The following is a 22,645-nucleotide window of genomic DNA, read 5'->3' on the forward strand; positions in this document are numbered from 1 at the left end:
TTCACCGTGCAAACTCGAGCGCCCGCGTCGTGAACATGTTGGTGGGGATAGCTGCATCGAGTCGATAGTCCTCGAAGCTCACCTCGGTGCTGTGTCCGGTCTGCAGGTTGCGCGCGGTGGCGCGCATCGCCCACCATTTGTCCGCCTTGGGATCGACATGCACGAAGCCGCGGTGCTCGGTCTCCTTGAGCTTTTCTCCTTCCGTGTCCCATATTTCCGTTCGCAGCGTCGTGAAGCGCTCCGTGCTGATGCAACTCACGCGGCTTGAATAGCCGGAATTGTCCTTCGCCGCGGCGGTCGCCGGCCGCGACTCGATCATGAAGCACGGCTCCCCTTCGAATGCGCCATCCGGCAGGCGTGTATGGGTCCATTCCTCGACCGGATAACCGATGATGTCGCCGTAGCTGAAGTCGGTGCCGGCGAAACTGTCCTTCTTGTTGGAGGCGACCAACCGCCGCACTTTTTTCAGCGCCGGCAGATAGATCCAGATGTCATCGTCGCCTTGCGAGTGCTCGTTGATGAGGATGCCGGTGCCTTTGACATCGGCGGGCGCCTGAAAGCGCACGAGGCGTTGATTGTCCCGGCCGTTCTCCTGCAGGCGCGTGACAGTATCGGACTCGCGCACACGTTGTTCGCCGCGCTGATTGCGCAAACGCAGGATTGCCCTCGATTGCGAGCCCGCAACTTTATCGACAGCGTAATTGCGCTGCATGATGTCGACAGCCGACATTGGCTCCCCGGCGCGCGCATGCGGGATCTGCACGAGTGCCGCGCCAATCACCAGAAGCCACGCGGCAATCGCTGGCTGAGGCTGGGCCTTGGCGCGCCGTCCGTAGATAAACGCCGGGCGCAGTCGGTGCACGAGCATAGGCACCAGCGTCAACGCAGCGAGCGCACTCGTCAGCATGGCGGTGCTGATCAGGATGCCCATCCAGATGTGATTCCAGAAGCCGGGTGAGAGGATCAACACGCTGTAGCCTGCGGCAATGGCGACCGCCACGAACACAATCGCCGAACCCGCGCCGAGCAGGGTGCGTCGCATGGCTTCGCTCGCCGAGCCGTCTTTCGCGAATTCTTCGCGGAGACGAAACAGCATGTAGACCACGTAGTCGGCGCCGATGCCGACCGCCATCGCGGCGGTGATGGAGTTGTTGGTGGTGTAGGGAATGCCGGTCCAGCCCATCAGGCCGAGATTGAAACCGACGGTGATGGCCAGCGGCACCAGCACCAGCAGGCCAGCCATCAACGAGCGGAACGCCAGCGAGGCAAGCACGAAGAACACGGCCGCCACCTGGAGCATGTTCAGGATCTTGGCCCGGCTGACAATTTCATGGATGGCCGTGCCTTGCGCGACGCTGCCGCCGAAACTGACCTTGATGTCCTTCGGAAACCGACTCGCGGTGAACGCTGTTAGATCTTTGACCAACGCTTGCAGCTTCTCGGTGTCGTGCTCTTTGAGGAATGCCCGGATGCTGGCATGGCGATAGTCGTAATCGACATAGGTGTCGAAGTCGCCCGGGTCGCCGGAGTTGGCGTAAAGAAACAAATATTGAGCGGCGAGCCCGGGATCGGTCGGGATCGCGTCATGAGCGGGATCGTCGCCGTGCATGGCCTGGTTCATCCGGCGCACGAAATCGGCGATCGACAGCGAGCGTCCGACGTTCGCATCCTGCTGCAAGCGACGCTGCGTCTCATCGATCGCGAGCAGCACATCCGGATCTTTCATGCGGTCCGGGGTGGCGGATTCGACCAGCACGTACAGGCTGTTGGTGCCGGCGAATGCCCGATTCAGATGATTGTCGTCCTGGATCACCGGCAGGTGGGAAGCAAATGAGACTTTGATGCTGTCGGCGTTGCGAACGCGAGCGATACCGAAGGCCGACAGTGCCACGACGACGAGCGCGACTATCGTTACCGCGGTCGCGCGGTCAGTGACGATTTGCGTCAGCCGCGTCATCGCGCGCTCCATGCCCGAAGGTTTGGTCGAAGAGGGGACGGCCGGCGACGTGCGAACACGCGGCGCACGCATCACCGAACGCATGGCCGGAATCAATGTCAGCTCCAGCACCAACGAGCTGAGAATGCCGCAAGCGGCCATCAGTCCGAACGTGCGCACGCTCGAGATTTCGAAGATCAGTAGCGACAGGAATCCCAGTGCAGCGATCACTCCGGCGATCAGCATCACCGGGCCGACATGGCTGAGCGATTCGATGACAGCGCGCCGATTTGCTAGAGGCAGATGCTCGGGCGTCAATGCTGCTTGCCTGGCGTACTCTTCGTAGTACCTCCGCAGAATCTGTACCGCGTGCCCGGCGGCGACTGCGAGGATCAGCACCGGCGTGGTGGCATTGAAGACGTCCAATGGCACACGCAGCAGACTCATGATGCCCAGTGACCACAGCACCGCAAGCGTAGCGGTCAGCATCGGCAGGGCCAGACCCTGGATGCTGCGAAACGCAAACCACAGCACGATGGCAATCAGCATCATGGCGAGCGGCAACAGGTATCCCATGCGCTGCGAGAAGGTCTCCATGGCTCCGAGCAGCACCGGCAGCCCGCCCATCGCGATCTTCACGCTCGCATCGCGTTCGGCATCAACGATCGGGTTGATCTGATCGAGGATGGCCTGAAATCCCTTCGGGTTGTCCTTGAACTCGGCTAGCACCGCCACCGAGCGGTCGTCCTTTGAAACGAGCACGTCGAGATAGGCCGGATTACTGGCGACACGCTTGCGGAGCGCGGCCAGCGCTGCGGGTGTGGCCGGGACTTCGCTCATCAGCGGTTGGACTTCCATGCCGTCCTCGCTGCCGGCAATGCTCTTGGCCTTGTGCGCCGAGAAGCTCAGGATGTTGTTCTTCACGACCCCGGGAACTTCCCGCAGCCCGCGCGTGATGCGCTCGACCTTGCCCAGTACTTCGGGAGTGTAGACATCTCCTTGCTCGGGAGTGATGCCGATCACCAGCACATATCTCGATCCGAACAGATCCTCGACGCGATCGGAGGTCACGACGTATGGATGGGATTGCGGCAGGAAACGGGCAGGGTCGATTTCGATTCTGAGCTGACCGATGCGACTGGCCAGCAATCCTGCCACCAGCACGGTCAAAGCCAGCACCAGCCAGCGGCAGCGGACAATCCATTCTAGATAGGCGCGCATCGAGTCTCCGGCGTCTTTGAACGAACGAGATCCAAGGGCGGCAATGGCCAGCCCTTTGGCAAAGACGATCCAGGCGCTCAGAAGGGGTCGACGCGGGAATCAGAAGTCAGGCAGCGAAATGAAAAAGCCACCCGGATCTCCGCCGCGTGGGTCTGCAAGCACTCGATGCTCGCTCGTTATGGCGCGAGAGGTGGGATCACCGCAATTTTCCTCAACATAGTGACGGCGGGTCACCGAAGCATGAGCGCCCAACGCGTAACCCGCTCGCCGTCTGTATCCACCAGCGAGCCTGCCTGCGAGAATCCCAGGCGAGCGACCAACCTGGAGGACGCGACGTTGCGCGGAAGTATGTGAGCAACGACTTGCTCGACCAGATCACTGGATGCAGCCAGTCGCAAGAGCTGCCCGATAGCTATGGTTGCGGCTCCGCGGCCTCGCTCTGCGCGCGCAATGCCATAGCTGATCTCCACAGTACCGTTGACGGGCGCAGTTTTGAACCCGCACGCCCCAAGCAGTGTTGAGCGCGATGTGGAAACAATCAGGAACGGAACGCACCAGAAAGCTGACGTGCCGCTGTCCAGCTGCTTCACAGCGCGGGCGACGGTCTTTGCGGGGGGGAGTGCCCCCTCGGGAATTTTCAATCCCTGGAGCTCGACGGGCTCAGAAGCTGCGAGCCGACGCAGGTCGGGCACGCTGAGCTGGATGAGTTGAATCGACTCTGACTCTACCTGCGGCATGGCTCTGGGCCACCTGAGATTTGACGGCGAATATATATGTCGGCCATTGGCGATGAGGCAATCACATTCAGGCTTTACACCGCGCAATCTTCTCCAAGACGATGACTCCTGCGGCGGCCGACAATCAACGGCGTCACAGGAACGTTCGGTTCACCCAAGAGCATGGCGCTCGATCTCGTCCGTCGGCGCCTGCTCGTATCGGATGCCGTCGGCGCAACATTGGCTTGGACGAGGGGGGCAGTGAGCGCATTGCCATCGACGTAGGCCCCAGCATCGGATTGGCCCCGATCGCCGTCGACCTGCGCACCGGCAATCGCCAGGTTATTGCGAAGGAGCGGCGCATTTTTATTGCGCGTGACGGGCGCTTTGCGCCGTCAGACTTGCAATTGTGTGCCGGCTTGCGAGCGCTTTGTCGCGTGAGCATGGGACGGTGGCACAATCGAATCGTATCGATGGCACTACACAAGCTCACAAATCGGCATCCTCTGCGAGGCATAACCATGACAATAACTACGGCGGTACGCCGTCTCTTGGGAATCAGTTTGCTCGGAATGGGCATGAGCGCCCCGGCCTGGGCGCCAAGCGCGGTCGCGGCCGAGCAGGGCAAGCAGGTGTTCGTGCAGGCCGGCCGTCTGCTGGCCGATCCCGGCAATGGCCGGGTGGAGCAGGAACGCACTTTGGTGATTGCCAACGGCAAGATCGTGGAAGTGCGCAATGGCTATCACAGCGCGCCCGAGGGCGGGGACACCATCGATCTGCGCGACAGTTTCGTGCTGCCGGGCCTGATCGACAGCCACGTGCACATCACCTCCGAAGGCGGCCCGACCTCCGAGGTGGATGCAGTGAAGAAGACCTCCGCCGATCGCACGCTGGATGGTTTGATGTACGCGCAGCGAACCATGCGCGCAGGCTTCACCACGTTGGCAGATCTGGGTGGCGACCCTGACGCCGTCATCGCTCTGCGTGATGCCATTCAGTCTGGTCGCGCCTTCGGCCCTCGCATCATTGCCGCAGGCGGCGTGGGTGCGCACGGCGGCCATGGCGACGTGCACGGCTATCGTCCCGACATCACCGATCTGTTTGCTCGTCCGGGTCGTTGCTCTGGTGCCGACGACTGCCGTCGCGCCGTACGGCAGGCCGTGCAACGTGGCGCCGATGTAATCAAGATCGCGTCCACGGGCGGTGTGCTGTCGAACACTGCTGCTGGGCTGAGCCAACAAATGCAGGACGATGAGCTGCAGGCCATCGTCACGACCGCCCATGCGTTGGGTCGTCGTGTGGTGTGCCACGCGCACGGCACGGACGGTGTCAACGCGGCGCTGCGCGCTGGCGTGGACTCCATCGAGCACGGCACTTATCTGGACGCCGATTCCATCAAGATGATGAAGGCCAACAAGACCTATCTCGTGCCGACGCTGCTGGCCGGCGCTACCGTGGCCGAGCGTGCTCGTACTGCCAGCTGGATGCCGGCGCCGGTGCGCGAGAAGGCGCAGGAAGTCGGTCCGAAGATGGTGGACATGGCGCGTCGTGCTCATCAGGGCGGCGTGCAGTTCGCATTCGGTACGGACTCGGGCGTGTCAGCTCACGGGGACAACGCAAAGGAGTTCGCACTGATGGTGTCCGCTGGCCTCTCGCCGCTGGATGCGATCCGTTCCGCCACGGTTTGGGGCGCCAAACACAACCGGATCGATAGCGAGGTGGGCGCGCTGACCACCGGCAAGCTGGCAGACCTGATTGCCGTGAAGGGCGATCCGCTGCAGGACGTGACCGAGCTGGAGCGTGTGAGCTTCGTGATGAAGAGCGGCAAGGTGGCCACGCTCTAAGATGTACAGCCGGGCGGTGGCTGAGCCATCGCCCGGTATGGCGTCGCGCAGCCGCTCTTGCTCTTGCGAAAGAGAAAAGTTCATCGGCAGATGGATCCACGAGCGATGTTCCGGGGATCGTGGAGCTGATGAAACTCAGTTGCCTAACCTGCCTATCAATGTTGATTGGTCCATTCGGGTTTAGCGTTGAGCCGGCGGCAGTCGGTAAATGTAAGCGCACTGGCTTACGGCGAAAGAGGCTGACTGTTCGCCTGTCTCGAGGAATCCTCGCACGATATACGTCGATTCCTGGTCCCGGATGGCTGACGCAAGCAGATTGGCGTCCTCCGGCTCGATGAACATGAGCGGCCGTAGCAAATAACTCTTGCCGCGCCCGTCGCGCAGTACGAACCCATCGCCTGTCTCGACTTCATCGACGATCCGCCCGCTGATCTCCACCGGAGCGGACTCAGATGTACGTGGCGCGGCCAGTTGATCCTCCGCAGCGGGCAGAATTCCTAGCATCCGCGCGCCCTGCGGCAAATCGATCCCCTGGATCGCAGTCGCTCCCGGCTGCAAGCCATCGAGCTCCGCCAGTCGCGCAAGGTAGACGCGCCGCAGGCAGTCCCGCTCAGTGCAGCGGCCGCGCACATTCGCGATCCACTGGCGCTGCTCTGTCTTCAGACACTCGCCGCCCCGTCCGAGGACAACGCGTGCGGCTCGATAGTAGCGGGCGAGATGATCATCGAGCGCGGACACTTCCTCATCCTGGCAAATAAGTTGCTCGACCCGGCTGTTCGCCTTTGAGCAATCGAAACTGGCAGCACGCACTTCAGTTGCGTTTGGCAGCGCGCAGAGCGCGATGAGAGGGACTGCGACCAGAGGGATTCGAGGCTGCCACATGGTTCGGGTGGTTCTCATCCTTGAGCTACGGGCCCGTATGATTGCACGAAGCAGTGGCCTGGGGAGTAGGCGCCTTGCTCGGCCCGGGACTCACTGGCCTCGCGATGGAGGCGACGAGCCATGGCCTGCCGATCTTTGCCGCCTTGGTGTGCCCGGCGTTCGCAACGCTGCCTGGCGTAAGCGGGGCACAGCGAATAGGGTGACTTCGATCTCGACAAAGAAGGCCGTCCGCGTCACCAACAAATGTTTGGTGATGCTCCGGGCCGGAGTACACTGGCGATGTCTGGTGAGCGGATCGAAATATCACATGACGTTCCCGCGGCGCGCGATGATTTCAGATGTTTCTCAGGATCTCGAAATCCGAGAACCTCGCGAAATTCCGAAACCGGCCAGTGACGATTTCGTGCTGAAGCCCGAGTGGCTCGAACCCTCTGACACCTACGGCTGGCGCGCGATCGCACGCAATCTAATGCCTCTCTTGGCGCTCCTGGGAATAGCGCCGGCGCTCGTTCGCATCAATGCCTTCGTGCCCTGGCTCCTCACTCCTGCGATCGGCTTGTTTCTTTATCGAATCACCGTGGTGATGCACGACTGCACTCATCACACGCTGTTTGTCAGTCGCGCGACGAACGCGAAGGTCGGGCTGCTGCTGGGCGCGTTGAGCGGCGTCGACTTCCACCGGTTTTGCGTCCAGCATTGGCGGCATCATCGCCTGTATGGGCGAGCTGGCGATCCGCAGGGATTCCACTATCTCGATCTTGCCAGGACGACGCCCGGGGGTCTGCTCCGGCACCTGGTCGAGCCACTGTTCGGTTTGAAACTGCGTCACGTGATCGGCGAGAGCCTGCTGGCGCCAAGCAATCTCGCAAGGTCAGTGCGGACTGGCGAGATCGTGATCGTTGCGCTAGTGCAAAGCGTCGTGCTGGCGCTCGTCACGGGGTTCGGCCGATATCCGATTCTGGCCATCCTGCCATTTGTGTCGGGGGCTACGTTCGGGCTGTTCTTCAGCCAGCTGCGCGGAATCGCCGAACATGGAGAGCTCGGTGCGGGCGGCGGGCCGGTGGTGCGTTCTCATCGGCCGAGCTGGCTGGACCGTGTTTTGTTGTACGACCTGAACTTCAACTGTCACGCCGAGCACCACGAGCATCCGCAGGTGCCGAGTTGCCACCTGATGTCCCTGCAGCGGGCGAGCGGTGCGCCCGCGACGCCGCAGTGTATGTTCGCCACCCTGCATGACATCTATGAGGTCAGGAAGGCTCCGCGTGTCTAAGGTGAAGGTCTATTACAACAGCGCGTGCCCGGTCTGCGATGCCGGCATCAAGGACCAGCGGCAACGCATGGAGTCCTGCGGCACGCAGGTCGAGTGGATCGACATTCACAGGGACGCCGACGCCGTTTGTGAGATTGGCGCCGAACGCGAGTTCGTCAGGGAGCGCTTGCACGTAGTCGACGAGCAGGGCGAGCTCAAGGTCGGCGCCGATGCGTTTGAGGTTCTCTGGCGGCATACGCCGGGACAGACCCGTTGGGCCCGGCTCATACGGCTGCCAGTCCTGCACGTTCTCTCGAGATGGCTATACAATGCTTTCGCGGCGGGCTTATATGCATTGAATCGCGCCCGCCGGCGCTGGTGAGCCAACTCGAGTCCCGATTCCGAACAACATGCAGATCAACCACCGTGTGCGCCGGGCCGCCCAGCGATCGCCCAAACACAGCAGCCTCGCCGGGACCAACCTGGAGCGCGCGGCGGACTACAACCAGCGAGTGACGCTGCAGGCGATCCGCGTGAATGGCGAGATCACCCGCCAGGATCTGGCCCGCATCACGGGGTTGACCCCGCCCTCGATCGCCAATATCACCAATCGTTTGCTGCAAGAGGACCTGATCGTCGAGCTCGGCCGGCTGCGTGGCAAGCGCGGGCAGCCCGCGAAGCGCCTGGCCATCAATCCGGACGGTGCTTTCTCCATCGGCTTGAATATCGATCGCGACCACGTCACGGCCGTGGCGCTGGACGTTACGGGAAACGTCCGGGCGCGCATCACCGACGAGATCGATTTCGCGCTGCCAAACGCCGTGGTCAGCTTTGCCCGAACGGCGATGGAAGAGATGTTACGTGCGCGCCAGTTCGCGAAGAGCAAGATCATCGGAACGGGCGTAGCCTTGCCCGACGATCTGGGACAGATCGACCTGCCGCACCGTCCTTCCAGCTACGGCGTCTGGAACACCGTCGATGTGAACAAGATGCTGGCCAACGTGTTGCCCGAACCCATACTGGTCGAGAACGATGCGGCCGCAGCCGCCATCGGCGAGCTCCAGTTCGGACACGGCCTGCGCAGCCCGACATTTTTCTATCTGCTGATCAGCGCATCTTTGGGCGGCGGTCTGGTCATCGACGGCAGTTACTTCCGTGGCGCGGACGGTCGTAGTGGAGAGATCGGCTTCCTGCCGCTGCGCTCGCGTCGTACCAAGGCGCATTCGTTGCAAGCAGCGGTCTCGTTGTCCGCGCTGTATGAGTTGTTGGCCGAGAAAAATCGCACTGTAGCGCGGCCCGAGGACCTGCTGTCCCTCGACGCCAAGGGCAAAGAGGTCGTCGCAGATTGGATTGCCGACTCGGCGGACTTCTTGACGGACCCGCTGCTCGCGGTCAGCTGTCTGGTCAATCCCAAGGCCGTGTTCATCGGCGGCCGGTTGCCCGGTGGGCTGGTTGATGAGCTCGCGGAGCGGCTCAATCAACGTCTGCGCAGCAGGGCAGGCGATGTTCCAAAGATCGCGCCGGTCATGCGCGCTGCCATGGCCACCGACGCTCCAGCAATCGGGGCGGCCATTCTTCCATTCCAGGAACGACTGCTGCCGTCTCGCTCGGCGCTGATGAAGGTCTCCGCAGACTGAGCCATTCTGCCGCTGCCTTCGGGCTGTCCTGCGATTGGCTCATTAAATAAATTTACTTTTTTAATTCGCCAAAGTACGCTCTTCGCGTGGGCAGGGGGAACCGCGTCAGCGGCGGGGGCGAGCTTTGATTCAAATCGGCGTGGACTTCGGAGGCACCAAAATCGAAGCAGCTGCCATCGACGGTGACGGCGAATTCCGTGCTCGCATTCGCGCGGCGACGCCGGGGAACTACGAGGCAGCGATCAAAACGGTTTGCGAGCTCGTGCAGGGCGCCGAGCAACAAGCTGGAACAAACAATTGCACCGTCGGGATCGGTACGCCCGGATCTGTTTCTCCGCGTACCGGCGCGATGCGTAACGCCAACGCGATCTGGTTGAACGGACGCAGATTTCTCGAGGACATGAGCTCCGCACTGGGCCGCCCGGTGCGGATCGCTAACGATGCAAATTGTCTGGCGCTTTCCGAGGTGATCGACGGCGCGGCCGTCGGGTCGAAGATTGCCTTCGCCGTCATCTTGGGAACGGGGTGCGGTGGCGGGCTCATCGTCCATGGACAACTCGTCGAAGGCGCTCACGGTGTCGGCGGCGAATGGGGGCACATCTCCTTGCCCTGGCCTTCGCACGAAGAGGTCGAGGGGCCCAGCTGTTGGTGCGGTCAGCGCGGCTGTCTGGAAACTTGGGTGTCTGGCAGCGGCTTGCAGCGAGATTACGTCGCGCACACGAATATCCAAAGGTGCGCCGAAGAGATCATCGAGCTGTCCCGAGCAGGCGAAGATGCGGCGCAGAGCGCGGTGCACCGATACATTCACCGTCTGGGGCGGGCGCTCGCGGTCATCGCCAATATCGTCGATCCGGACACGATCGTGCTTGGCGGCGGCATGTCGAACGTTCGTGAGCTCTATGAAAAGCTGCCGGCAGTGGTGCGCTCGTATGTGTTCGCCGATAGCTGGGAGCCGCGCATCGTGCAGGCACACTGGGGAGATTCCTCCGGTGTCAGAGGCGCGGCGCGACTATGGCCGCTGAAGTGAGCGCGATGGAGAGGGAGGTCTCCATCGTTGTGTCGACGGAGGCGGTGCCGCTGAGATTGCTCGATGCGAGCAGGGCGCGCTTGATGCGCTGGCTCCTCGAAGATGCCTATCCGCTTTGGTGGTCTCGTGGCGTAGATCGTCAACACGGCGGTTTTCACGAGCGTCTCGAACAGGATAGCCAGCCTGTCAATGAACCGCGCCGTGCGCGACTACACCCGCGGCAGATGTTTGCCTTCAGCCTGGCGGACGACCTGGGCCACGACGGAATGACGGAGCCGGCGGTTGCACACGCGCTTGAATATTTCCTGCGCCATTATGTGCGAGCCGATGGGCTCATCCGCATGAGCGTCGCACCCGACGGCAACTGCGTCGACGATTCCGTACTGCTCTACGATCAAGCGTTCGCATTGCTCGGCTATGCGACTGCCTACGATGTGTTGAACGACCCATCGCTGCGTCAGCGCGCCCATGCATTGCTCGCAGCGACGCAAGGCTGTCTCACGAATCCGGCGGGCGGATTCTTCGAAACGCCCGATCGACCGCTCACGGCCACGAGCAACTCTCATATGCATCTGCTGGAGGCGGCGCTGGCGTGGCAGGTGATAGACCACGACGTACGGTGGCGTCGCCTGGCTGCGGACATCGTTGAGCTCGCGTTTACCAAGCTCATCGACGCGTCGAGCTCGCAGATCCGAGAGTTCTACACCGATGACTGGCAACCCGCGCAAGGCGATGCGGGTTCGATCGTGGAGCCAGGGCATCAGTTCGAGTGGGCCTGGCTACTGCTGCGTTGGTATTCGAGTACAGGAGAGGCACGAGCTTTGAAGCTCGCGACGAATCTCATCGACGCGGCGGAAAGCCACGGCGTGGATCGGTCAAGAGACGTAGCCGTCAACTCGACCTGGCTCGACGGCAAAGCCCGCGATCGGCGGGCCAGGCTGTGGCCGCAGACCGAAAGATTGAAGGCCGCTTGCGTCGCTTGGGAGTTGACGCGCGCGCCACGCTATCTGGATATGGCCCAACGCTCCGCGGCTGCGCTCGAACGGTATCTGCAGACCGAGACGGTGGGGTTGTGGCGCGATCAGATGTCCGAGCAAGGCGAATTCATTGAGGAGCCCGCGCCCGCCAGCTCTTTTTATCACCTGGTGGCGGCGATCGCGGACCTCAATGCCACGTTGAACCGGGTAGGGCGCCCGTCATTGCGTCTCGCTAAAGAATGAATTCACGCGAGCAAACATTACCGCCGGGCATTTAAATAAAACAAATATAAGAATCTATTGACAAGGCCAAAACGGCCGCAGCAGAATCACGCTCAATGGCCTCGTGCGCGATTCACGCGGGCTCGGGACGGGCGCAAGCGTCGATCAGCCGAAGGCCGGCAAAGAACGGTTCGGTAGTCAAACAGGGGGATGAGAGATGCCTACACGCAGTGTGCGATGGCGACGGGGTTCGTGGCTCGCGGCCTCGAGCGTAGCGCTGTTCGCTAATACCGGCCTTGCCCAGAATCAGAGCGCGGGCGAGCTGGAGGAAGTGGTGGTCACCGGCGTGCGCGCCGCTCAGCAGGCTGCCATCGATATCAAGCGCGACTCGCTGCAGATCGTCGATGCAATTTCCGCTGAAGACATCGGCAAATTGCCCGACGTCACCATCTCCGATTCCCTGCAACGCATCCCCGGCATCCAGATTCGCCGCGACGCCGGCGAAGGCAGTCAGATTGCGGTGCGCGGCTTGCCGCAAGTGTCCACGTTGCTCAACGGCGAGCAGTTTCTCGGCGCCAACTCCATCACCACCGTACAACCTAACTTCACCGACGTACCCTCGCAGCTGTTTGCGGGGGCGAATGTATATAAGACCGCCACGTCCGGCTTGCTCAACAGTGGCTTGACCGGCACCGTCGATCTACGCACCCGCCGCCCCTTCGATCTGCCGCAAGGCCTCACCGCGTCGGCTGCGGTTGAAGGCACGTACGGCGACGGCGCCGAAGAGCTCGATCCGCAGGGCAATCTGCTGGTCGCCTGGAACAACGATCGTTTCGGCGCGCTGGTCTCGGTGGCGTATTCCAACGTCAACCTGGCGAATTACTACAGCGGCATGCAAGGCGATCAAGGCTGGAGCGGACGCCCCAGTGAGGGCGGCAATTGGCCCGGCGACGTGAATGGCGATGTGAACGGCGACGGCGATACCGACGACATGATCGTTTCCTATCAGGGGCACACGGCGTTCAATCGTTTCACCGAGCGCGACCGCATCGGCCTGAACGCCTCCTTCCAGGCGCGCATCACGGATGCCGTGCAGCTGACGGCCGATGCCTTCTACACCGATCAGGAACAGTATGTTCGCACTGCCGGCATGGCCGCCGAAGACAAGTGGCAGCGATGGGAATGGTTCACGCCATTGTCTTCGCGAGGCAGCGGCGCGATGATCGACGATCGCGAGCTCATCCTGGTCGATCAGTTCCTGCTGGACACGAGGCGCCTGAAGTCGTTCTCGCAGGTCGCGCGTACCGATGCGAAATCGCAGAACTTCAACCTGGAGCTGAGCTTCGACAACGGCGGAAAGTTCACCGGCAGCGCGCGCGCCATCCTGGCGGACGCCGAGCAGAACATCGTCAACAGCTACGCGGACATCGATCTTTCCAACGGCAGCCAGTGGGGTATTCAGAACAACTATTATCCTGGCGGCACGCAGAATCCTTATCCGAATGGCTACGCCGGCTTCCCGCAGATCACCGTGGACTATCGCGGCGAGCACGTGCGCTTCTCGGGCATTCCGGACATCGTCAACAACCTCGATGCCTACTCGATCGGCGCTCTGTCCTCTGAGAACAATTTCGACCGCGATGCCGACATGACTGCATTCCGGCTGGACGGCAGTTACGAGTTCACGGACAAGTTCGCGCTCGACGCCGGTGTTCGCTACAGCGAGCGGGAAACCAACCAGCTCGGCTACGACTATCTCGCGCCGTTCTACGGTAGTGCTGCCTCGAACGGCAGCGGATGTTTGGTGAAATGGAAGGCCACCGACGTCGTGCTGGGCGGCGGCGGCATAAACGGCGCGTGCACCGCGGGTGATGCGGGTGGCTTCTACACGGCGCTGGGCCGCATGCCGCTGTCCTCGTTTGGAAACAACGTGATCCGGGTGACCGACTATGGCGACGCGCAGGGTGTGCCGCCCGTGTACGTGCTGGACCCCGAAGCGATGGACGACCCGCTCGCGTTCCACAACGGCCTGTTCCCCGGCAACGTAAAAGTGATGAATCCCGGCAACTCTTTCGGCGTGGACGTGGATCAAACGACCGCCTATCTGCAGGGAAGGTTGAACGGCGGCGACGACGTGCCGTACTCGGCGAACATCGGCCTGCGCATGGTCAAGACCAGGCTGAACGTGGTCCAGAACAATGTCGGCGCGCCGCAGCCGTACGGTGCGGCAAATATGGATGCCGGCGATGTGGTTACCGATCGCGAGTTCAACGACTACCTGCCGTCGCTGAATTTCACGTTCGATCTGAGCGACTCCGTCAAGTTGCGCATGGGCTATTCGAAGACCATGACGCTGCTGGATCTGGAGCAGTGGGGCGGTGCGTTGACGCCTTCTTATGCGATCTCGAACGCCGAGGGTGGACGCTTCGTGATCGTTGGCGCCAACTCCAACGGCAATCCGGAGCTCGATCCGTGGCGCTCGAAGAACTTCGACGGCTCGATCGAATGGTATTTGAACGACCAGACGATGCTGGCCGCGGCGTTGTTCCACATCGAGGTCGACAGTTTCATCGAGCGTGGCACGGTGCCGATGGCGTTGCCCGATCAGGACGGCGTCGTGCGGCGTACGGTCAACGTGCTGACGAACGTTCAGGGCGAGGGCGGCACGCTGGAGGGCGTGGAGCTCTCGGCGAAACACGCGTTCTCGGAGCTGCCGGGCATCTGGAGTAACTTCGGTGTGGACGCCAACTACACCTACTCGCCTAGCGATTCCGGGCGTACCGACATTGCCGGCCAAAAGCTGCCGTTCCCGAGCAATTCCAAGCACCAGACCAATTTCGTGTTGTGGTTCGAGAGCGACCGCTTGCAAGCGCGTATCGCTCACAACTACCGCAGCAAGCGAGCCGAGGCGTTCAATCAGATCTGGGGCGCCGAAGGACTCACGGTGTACCAGTCGTCCACGAGCTATATCGACGCCTCAGTGAGCTATGACGTCACGCCGAGCTTCACGGCGTATCTGCAGGGGCTCAATCTGACCAACGAATACGAGAACTATTATTTTCAGTGGGAAAGTCAGAAGGCGTACCAGTTCGGATATGAGCGACGGTTCATTGCCGGCCTCCGCGGCAAGTTCTGATCGGTAGCGATGCGCCGACGTGCGGTGCCCGGATCGGCGGGCATCGCACGTCGGTTCCATTCAAGCTTGGTCGATCCGGGTCCGACTATGTACCATGGGGCCGGGGTTCGAGCGAGCTGGCCTCGGCGGCGCGCAGCCCGTACTCATTCATAAAGATTACGGAAAATCACATGCGCCAGTCCGTCTCAGCGGTCTGTCTTCTCGTGCTGCTTAGTTCCTGCGGTGGGGGCGGCGGCGGTGGCGGTAGCCCGGCCCCCTCACCCCCGCCTTCGTCACCACAGCCGCCGGGTCCTCCGCCGACCACGTTCGTGGTCACGCTTACGCCGAGCACCACGATTGCGTCCTATGGCGAGGCGATCTCGCTCTTTTACTCATCCAATGATGCCACTTCCTGCGAGCTCCGCAGCGACGATCCGGACGACAGTAATCCGCTGCATGCTCCATTCGTGAGCTCGACGCTGAACCGACGGATCTATCGCACTACGACGTTCACCTACCGTTGCACCGATAGAAATAGCGCTGCCACCCTCACGCGTACAGCGACGATAGCGGTGAGCACGCCGGCGCTGCGCTTCGCCGCTTCCGACATCGGCGTCAACGACGTTGCCTGGGATCGCAATCACCAGGTGATGTATCTCGCACTCGGCGCCAGATCGTCCGTTGCGCCCAACTCCATCGTCGCTTTCGACCCGGTGACCGGCGCCTTGTCTGGCTCGGCGTTTGCCGGCAGCGAGCCGAACACGATTGCCGTGTCGGACGATGGTTCGAAGCTTTATGTCGGCTTCCGCAGCTCGAACACGGTCAGCCGCTTCTCGGTGCCAGCACTGACGCGTGACTTCACGGCGCCGATTCCGATGAACTCCGCTGGCACCAACTCGGGACATCCGCAGTTCGCGCTGGACATCGCAGCCGCACCCGGCGCGCCCGGCAAATTCGCCGTCTCCCTGCAGACCTTCGCGCGGATGATCGTTTACGACGGCCAGAGTCCGATGCTCGCTCCCCCCGGCCAGCTGGGCCCGGAGATCCGCCAGCCGGGCGAAGTACTGGCGTGGGCGGACTCGAACACGGTGCTGGCGCTATATGATTTTGGTTGGGGAGCGACGCTCGCGCGTTACGACACCGGCAGCGTCACAGTGACTCCGCAGGGCTCGACTACGGTCAACAATCGCGTCTTCGGAATGCTGGCCAGCGACGCCGGTCGAATCTATACGAACTGCGGCCACGTGATCGATGCAACGACCCTGCAGGCATTGCCGTCATTCGCACGTTCCTGTCCAGAAACGTCGCCATACACGAACGCCCAGGTCGCGACCGATTCGGCCAACAATCGGGTCTTCTTTGCCGAGCGGCTGGAAGAAGCGGTCGATGCCAGCATCCTCTATAAGATCGATGTCTATCGCGAGGACACGCGCGAGCTGCTGCACACTGCGCGCCTTCCTTTGTCTCTCGCTCGGATTCCACTGGGCAGCAAGATCACCAACATGATCCGCTTTGGCGCCGACGGCCTGGCGATGACCACCTCGGACGGGCAGTTGCTCATCGTCTATGGAGAGTTCGTGGCAGCCGGCGGTACAAACCTCGTGCGCGTCGTGCCTGGCGAACCAACGGGCGGGTACTACCGGGCCGATCTCGTTCAATTCACGTCGGTGCTGCCACGCGCCGTGGACCTCGCGTGGGATGCACAACGCTCGCAGCTGTACGTTGCCGTTGCACAGGACGCTGCTGCTCACGCCGGGCAGATCGCGATATTCGATCCTCAGCGCCTGGACACACCGAGCTATGTCGCGCGGCCCACTCCTGTGCACGCAATCGAGGTGACCGATGACGGTCAGTTCCTGTACGTGACGGGCACGGATTCGTTCGAGCGTCTGCGGCTGCCGACGTTTGCGTCCGAAGCGCTTGTGAGCGGTGTGGGCGGTGCGTGGCCGGCTGGTTTCCTGCGCGCCGCACCCGGCAGGCCTCTGACCGTGGCAGTGGGACCGGTGATCTACGACGACATCACGCCTCGCGGCGTGCTGTCCGGCGGGTCCATGCAGCCCGCCTGGGGTGAGAGCGCCGATCGGTTCTACGTGTTTGATTCGGAGGGCAGTGGCTTCTGGATCGATAGCGCCGATACCAGCAATGGCGGCATTACACCGCTATGGCACTACGACAACATTTTCAGCAGTGTGCATCCATTTCCGTTCCATACCGGATTCACACAGTCAGGAAGTTTGCTCTACAGCGACACGGGCGTGGTGTTCGATCCCGAGGCCGGCATCGTAACGGGGATATTCGCGCTCGGACCGCTCAGCGGCCACGGTGTCGTGAGCGTGCCGTACTCGATGGCCTTTGCTACGCCTGCATGGGGGCCCGTCGCCATCGACGCTGCACGCAATCGCGCCTATGTGGCGAGCTGCGTTGGCTATACGAATCAAGATGATTGCGGTCTCAATTTTCTGCAGGTCTTCGACACACGCACGTATGCGCCACTCATGATCTCTCCACTGGATGTTACCGGGCGGGTACGCAAGTTGATTCGCGTGAATGAGGTGGATCTCGCCGCCATCGCATTCGATGGACGCGTCATCTACATGCCCAATCCGGATTCGGTCGACTAGCGCAGATCGGGTAGTTTTTGGCCTGCTGCGGATCGATCTTTCATCGGCTCGGCGGCACCAGGTGACCTCTTCGGGACTGCCGGCGCCGGTCTCGTGCGCTAAACCGGTCGACGCATAGGCCGCTTTCCGCCGATGGGATTGCGCGGATCGGCAAGATTCTGCCGATTGCTCTGCAAGTTGCCCCGCCGCTGCAGTGTGAGTATTCGAAAATACTCACGTCCCGACTGCGACGTCTGGCCTTTAGATGCGTGGCATGGGGATTGCAACCTTGCTGGCACAGACGACGTAATCAGCGCGGTATCACAAAAAATGGGACAAATTGAGCTGGCGGTCGATGCCGACATTGCGAAAGCGGTGAAAGTTGCGCCCCTCGACGCTGCGGACATGCGTCGGCGTATCAAGGCGATCTTCATCGGATCGGTAGGCAACCTGGTCGAGTGGTACGACTTCTACGCCTATGCGGCCTTCGCGCTGTACTTCGCGCACCTGTTCTTCCCGGGCGAGAACGTCGTCGTTCAGCAGCTGAGCGCTGCGCTGCTGTTCGCGTTCGGCTTCATCGTCCGTCCGCTCGGCGGCATGCTGTTCGGACATCTGGCCGACCACTATGGCAGGCGCACGGCGCTCACGCTGTCGGTGCTGCTGATGTGTTTCGGCTCGCTGATGATCGCCGTGACGCCGACCTATGCCTCGATCGGCATCGTCGCGCCGGTGATGCTGTTCGTTGCACGCCTGATCCAGGGGCTGAGCCTCGGCGGTGAGTACGGCACCAGCGCCACCTATCTGAGCGAGATCGCGCACGAGAATCATCGCGGCTTCTTCGCCAGTTTCCAGTATGTGACGCTCATCGGCGGCCAGTTGCTGGCCATCCTGGTGCTGCTGCTGTTACAGAAGGTGTTCCTGACTCACGAACAGTTGATGGATTGGGGCTGGCGAATTCCATTCGCGATCGGCGCCTGTCTGGCGATCGTTGCGGCCGTCATGCGCCGTGACTTGCACGAGACCGATGCGTTCGTCGAAGCGAGGAAAGCCGCTCCGCGTGAAAGCTCGACCAAGGCGCTGATGAAATATCCGCGCGAGGTGATGCTCGTCGTCGGCCTGACCATGGGCGGCACGGCGGCGTTCTACACGTACACCACTTATATGCAGAAGTTCCTGAAGCTCTCGGTCAATCTCACTGATGACCAGACGACCATGGTGACGGCCGGATCGTTGCTGTTCGCCATGCTGCTGCAACCGATCTATGGGGCGATTTCCGACAAGATCGGCCGCAAGTGGCTGCTGATCGGCTTCGGCGTGGCCGGTACGCTGTTTACCATTCCACTGCTGACAGCATTGCAGGCGGCCCGGGATCCACTTCAGGCGTTCTTCCTGATTGCCCTCGCATGGATAATTGTGTCAGGTTACACATCGATAAATGCAGTGGTGAAAGCGGAGCTATTCCCCACGCGGGTCCGTGCAACTGGCGTCGGACTTCCCTATGCAATCACAGTGTCCATCTTCGGCGGCACCGCCGAGTCCATCGGGCTGTGGTTCAAATCGATCGGTCGCGAGCACTGGTTCTACTATTACTTGACCGGCTGTATCGCTACGTCGCTCGTGGTGTACCTGCTCATGCGCGACACCAAGAAGACCTCCGCGATGAACCGGCACGACTGACAGACGCATCCGCACATTGCTGCTAACATCGCCAAGAGGTCCGACGCACGTATCACGTTGGGTAAACAACTAGCCGAGAAAATCCGCACGACCCTCGCTCATGAAGTCCGCGGCCAAGACCTGGCAGTCTCTTCGCGTGCGCCGCGCAGCGGTGGTCATGCTCATCGCGGCGATGATCGCCGGATCCGGATGGCTTGCTTATGAGCTGGCGCTGCAGTCCGGCTTCGGCAGCTTGCAGCGTACGGCGAACGATCGGCTGTCGCTGCTTCAGCTCACGCTCGACGCCACGATCGAGCGATTCCGCTATCTGCCGACTGCGCTCGCCCAGGCGGCGCCGATCGCGGCCGTCTATGAGCATCCCGAGTCGCCGCAGGCCAGAGAGGCCGCGAATAAATATCTGAAATCGTTGAACGAGGCAGCCGGCTCGTCCGACATCTATGTGCTCGATCACAGCGGCGTCGCGCTGGCGGCGAGCAACTATCTCGATAAACATAATTTCATCGGCAGGAACTACGCGTTCCGCCCGTACTTCACCGAAGCGCTCAACAACGACGAAGGCCGTTACTACGCTGTCGGTGCAACCACCGGAAAGCCCGGCTATTTTCTCTGGCATTCGGCCAACGAGAACGCCGCCCACACGGGAGTAGGCGTCGCGGTCGTGAAAGTGGACCTGCACCCGTTGCAGAACGAATGGAAGAGCACCGGCGCGCTGGTCGCCATGCTCGATCCGAACGGCGTGATCTTCCTGACGAGCCGCCCGACCTGGCAGTACCGGCCGATCTCACACCTGTCGGAATCACAGTTGCGGCTGCTGCGTGATACGCGTCAATACGGTCGTGACATCGACGATCTGAATCCTCTATTCGTTGGCGAGCGGACCGATCACGGCCAGAAGGTGGTGCGCATCAACGAACCCAAGGAGCACACCAGCCATGAGTACGTCGTGTTCAGTCAGCCCGTGCCGAAGCACGGTTGGAACATGGTGGTCCTGTTTCCTTTGCGAGCCGTGCAGGAGCAGGCTGCGGTGGTTGCCGCCGCTGTGATGCTGGCAGTGCTCGCCGCCTTGCTGATCTACCTCGTCACGCATCAGCGCCGGCATATCGTGCGCGCCAAACTCAACGCGCATCACATCCTGGAACAGCGGGTGACCGAGCGCACGGCTGAGCTGGCTGCGACGAATTCGCTGCTGTCGGCGCAGATCAATGAACGAATCAGGACCGAGCGGGACCTGCGTCGAGCGCAGGACAACCTCGTGCACGCAACCAAGATGGCAAGCCTCGGGCAGGCACTGGCGGGCGTTGCCCACGAGATCAACCAGTCGCTCGCCGCGATGACGACCTACATTGCCGGGGCGCGCGTGCTACTCGATAGAAACGACAAGGACTCGGCCCTGTCGAATCTGAAACTCGTCTCGGCAATCGTCACCCGCATGGGGGCGCTGACCCAGCACCTGAAGACGTTTGCGCGCAAGGACACTGAATCCAAGCAGGCGACGGACATCACTGCCGCCATTCGCTACGCACTCAGCCTCGTCGACTATCGCGTCGGAGAGCAGGACGTGACCTTGCACCTCTCGGTTCCCGAGCAGCCGGTGTACGTGATCGGCAACGCCGTTCGCCTGGAACAGGTCATCGTCAACCTGATCTCGAATGCGCTCGACGCCATGCGCGAGCGGCCGCAGCGGCAGCTGACGATCGAGCTGGAGCGCGAAGAACGGCGCGCGAGCCTCAAGGTCTCCGACACCGGTCGGGGCATCGCTCGGGAACACCTCAGCAGCGTGTTCGATCCTTTCTACACCACCAAGGATGTTGGCCAGGGGCTCGGCCTCGGGCTGTCGATCTCCTACGGAATCATCCAGGACATGGGCGGCGAGATTTCTGTCGAGAGCACCTTGGATCGAGGCACGACGTTTCGTATTGTCGTGCCGCTCGCCGGCATCCTGGCCCCTCACACCGCTGTTGCAATTCAGACATGAATCCCACAGTCCTCGTTGTCGATGATGAAGAGCAGGTACGCCACTCGATCGCGCAATGGCTGGAGCTCGGCGGTCACACTGTCGAGACGGCGGCAGATGCGGATGCCGCGCTGGCTGCGATCCGGCGCAGGGCGCCCAAGGTTGTACTGACGGATTTCAAGATGCCGCGCAAATCAGGCATGGACCTGATGCGAGAACTGCAGCGTTTCGAGCCCGATATTCCTGTCGTTCTGCTCACCGCACATGGCGACGTGCCACTCGCGGTCGCGGCGATGCGCGAGGGCGCCTACGATTTTCTACAGAAGCCGTATGTGCCTGAGCATCTATCGGCAGTCGTTGCGCGAGCGATCGAACAACGTCGCTTGAAACACGAACTGCAGCAGCTGTCCGGACGCGTTGCCGCCCACGAAGGATTGCAGGCTCACATCGTCGGCGCTTCGGCGGCGATCGCTCGGGTTCGCGACATGGTGGCGGAACTGTGCCACCACGATCCCAACGTGATCATTACCGGACAGACCGGCACGGGCAAGGAAGTGGTTGCCCGCGCCTTACACGACTTCGGACCGCGTGCGAAGTCGCCCTTCGTCGCCATCAATTGCGCGGCCCTGCCCGAAGAGTTGTTCGAAAGCGAATTGTTCGGCCACGAGGCGGGCGCATTCACCGGGGCGCGCACCGCGCGGGTCGGGAAGTTCGAGTTCGCGCACGGCGGTACGCTGCTGCTCGATGAAATCGAGAGCATGCCGCTGTCGTTACAGGCGAAGTTGTTGCGCGTCCTGCAGGAAAGGGTGGTCGAACGCGTCGGCTCGAACAAGAGCGTGGCGGTCAACGTGCGGGTCATCGCTGCAACCAAATACGATCTCGAGGAACAGGGCCGGCTCGGCCGGTTCCGTCCCGATCTTTACTATCGACTGTCAGGCGCGGAAATTCCGTTGCCCCCGCTCAAGGCGCGCGACGGAGACATTCTGTTGTTGTTCGAACACTTTGCGACCTGCGCAGCTTCGATTGCAGGACAGCCGCACCGCTCGTTGTCCTCATCCGACGTCGAGGCATTGCTCACCCACAGCTGGCCCGGCAACGTGCGGGAATTGAAAAGCGTTGCCGAGCGTTATGCGCTGGGATTGAAATCGATGGGCCGAACGGTGCCGGAGATCCTGGGCAAGGCGACGCAGAGCCCGACGGTCGTCGGCTCGGCGCTGGCGGATCGGGTAGCCGCTTACGAGCGGCAACTGATCGAGTCCGCCCTGAAGGATCATGGCGGTTCGATCAGCACCGTCATCGAGGTGCTGGGGATTCCACGGCGTACGTTGAATGAAAAGATGGTCAAGTACGGATTGATCAGGCCAGGGCGCGATGCCGGTGCGCACGGCCACGGCTGACATGGGCGGTTTTTGGCCGATGCTCAAATTATGAATCGGCAGATTTCCGCTGATCGGCGCCGCTAGCGCGCCACGAGTCGTCAGTACCTCCCAAAAACAGCCTCCACGACGCCAAGAAAAACCCTCTACAACAAGGTATTTACGTAGCACGCGGCGTGCAACGGAAAAGTGGCACGTCGATTGCTGTATCT

General features: G+C 61.8%; 14 protein-coding genes. 11 read left to right on the forward strand and 3 right to left on the reverse strand.

Annotated features, from left to right (window positions below; translation table 11 throughout):
* Position 1: 1 nt before the first annotated feature.
* Positions 2-3,157 (reverse strand): outer membrane lipoprotein-sorting protein, encoded by a 3,156-nt coding sequence (locus EK373_RS13660; RefSeq protein WP_129643178.1) that lies wholly within the window; start codon positions 3,155-3,157, stop codon positions 2-4.
* Positions 3,158-3,387: 230 nt separating this feature from the next.
* Positions 3,388-3,894 carry a GNAT family N-acetyltransferase gene (locus EK373_RS34270; protein WP_129643179.1) on the reverse strand — a complete coding sequence of 169 codons (507 nt, stop codon included), beginning with the start codon at positions 3,892-3,894 and terminating at the stop codon, positions 3,388-3,390.
* Between the two features lie 557 nt (positions 3,895-4,451).
* On the opposite strand from EK373_RS34270, the gene EK373_RS13670 reads away from it, so the two are divergent.
* The gene (locus EK373_RS13670; RefSeq protein WP_198683280.1) at positions 4,452-5,717 is read left to right on the forward strand and encodes a metal-dependent hydrolase family protein; all 1,266 of its coding nucleotides are present in this window, start codon (positions 4,452-4,454) and stop codon (positions 5,715-5,717) included.
* 180 nt (positions 5,718-5,897) lie between these two features.
* Here the strand turns inward: EK373_RS13670 and EK373_RS13675 are convergent, their stop codons facing one another.
* Entirely contained in the window at positions 5,898-6,617 is a 720-nt protein-coding gene (locus EK373_RS13675; RefSeq protein WP_129643180.1) for a lysozyme inhibitor LprI family protein, read from the reverse strand.
* A gap of 268 nt (positions 6,618-6,885) precedes the next feature.
* On the opposite strand from EK373_RS13675, the gene EK373_RS13680 reads away from it, so the two are divergent.
* The 10 genes from EK373_RS13680 to EK373_RS13725 all read left to right on the forward strand — a co-directional run bounded on the left by EK373_RS13680 (position 6,886) and on the right by EK373_RS13725 (position 22,454).
* Entirely contained in the window at positions 6,886-7,869 is a 984-nt protein-coding gene (locus tag EK373_RS13680; protein WP_157994356.1) for a fatty acid desaturase family protein, read from the forward strand.
* Complete coding sequence (locus tag EK373_RS13685) at positions 7,862-8,230, forward strand: thiol-disulfide oxidoreductase DCC family protein (RefSeq protein ID WP_198683282.1); 369 nt, start codon at positions 7,862-7,864, stop codon at positions 8,228-8,230. Before EK373_RS13680 ends, EK373_RS13685 begins: the two co-directional genes overlap by 8 nt.
* Positions 8,231-8,258: 28 nt before the next feature.
* Positions 8,259-9,485 carry an ROK family transcriptional regulator gene (locus tag EK373_RS13690; protein WP_129643183.1) on the forward strand — a complete coding sequence of 409 codons (1,227 nt, stop codon included), beginning with the start codon at positions 8,259-8,261 and terminating at the stop codon, positions 9,483-9,485.
* A 124-nt stretch (positions 9,486-9,609) separates the two neighbouring features.
* Positions 9,610-10,512 (forward strand): ROK family protein, encoded by a 903-nt coding sequence (locus tag EK373_RS13695; RefSeq protein WP_129643184.1) that lies wholly within the window; start codon positions 9,610-9,612, stop codon positions 10,510-10,512.
* On the forward strand, positions 10,497-11,732 hold the full coding sequence (locus EK373_RS13700) for an AGE family epimerase/isomerase (protein WP_198683283.1): 1,236 nt from the start codon (positions 10,497-10,499) through the stop codon (positions 11,730-11,732). Before EK373_RS13695 ends, EK373_RS13700 begins: the two co-directional genes overlap by 16 nt.
* 196 nt (positions 11,733-11,928) lie before the next feature.
* Positions 11,929-14,847 carry a TonB-dependent receptor gene (locus tag EK373_RS13705; RefSeq protein WP_129643185.1) on the forward strand — a complete coding sequence of 973 codons (2,919 nt, stop codon included), beginning with the start codon at positions 11,929-11,931 and terminating at the stop codon, positions 14,845-14,847.
* A gap of 308 nt (positions 14,848-15,155) precedes the next feature.
* A complete protein-coding gene (locus tag EK373_RS13710; protein ID WP_157994357.1) occupies positions 15,156-17,447 on the forward strand; it encodes a YncE family protein in 2,292 nt (763 codons plus the stop codon).
* 384 nt (positions 17,448-17,831) lie between these two features.
* On the forward strand, positions 17,832-19,103 hold the full coding sequence (locus EK373_RS13715) for an MFS transporter (protein WP_129643746.1): 1,272 nt from the start codon (positions 17,832-17,834) through the stop codon (positions 19,101-19,103).
* Positions 19,104-19,203: 100 nt separating this feature from the next.
* A complete protein-coding gene (locus tag EK373_RS13720; RefSeq protein ID WP_198683284.1) occupies positions 19,204-21,078 on the forward strand; it encodes a sensor histidine kinase in 1,875 nt (624 codons plus the stop codon).
* Complete coding sequence (locus EK373_RS13725; RefSeq protein ID WP_129643187.1) at positions 21,075-22,454, forward strand: sigma-54-dependent transcriptional regulator; 1,380 nt, start codon at positions 21,075-21,077, stop codon at positions 22,452-22,454. The genes EK373_RS13720 and EK373_RS13725 overlap by 4 nt, the downstream gene beginning before the upstream one ends.
* Positions 22,455-22,645: the final 191 nt, after the last annotated feature.

It is taken from the genome of Peristeroidobacter agariperforans (assembly GCF_004138335.1).
Taxonomy (GTDB): domain Bacteria; phylum Pseudomonadota; class Gammaproteobacteria; order Steroidobacterales; family Steroidobacteraceae; genus Steroidobacter; species Steroidobacter agariperforans.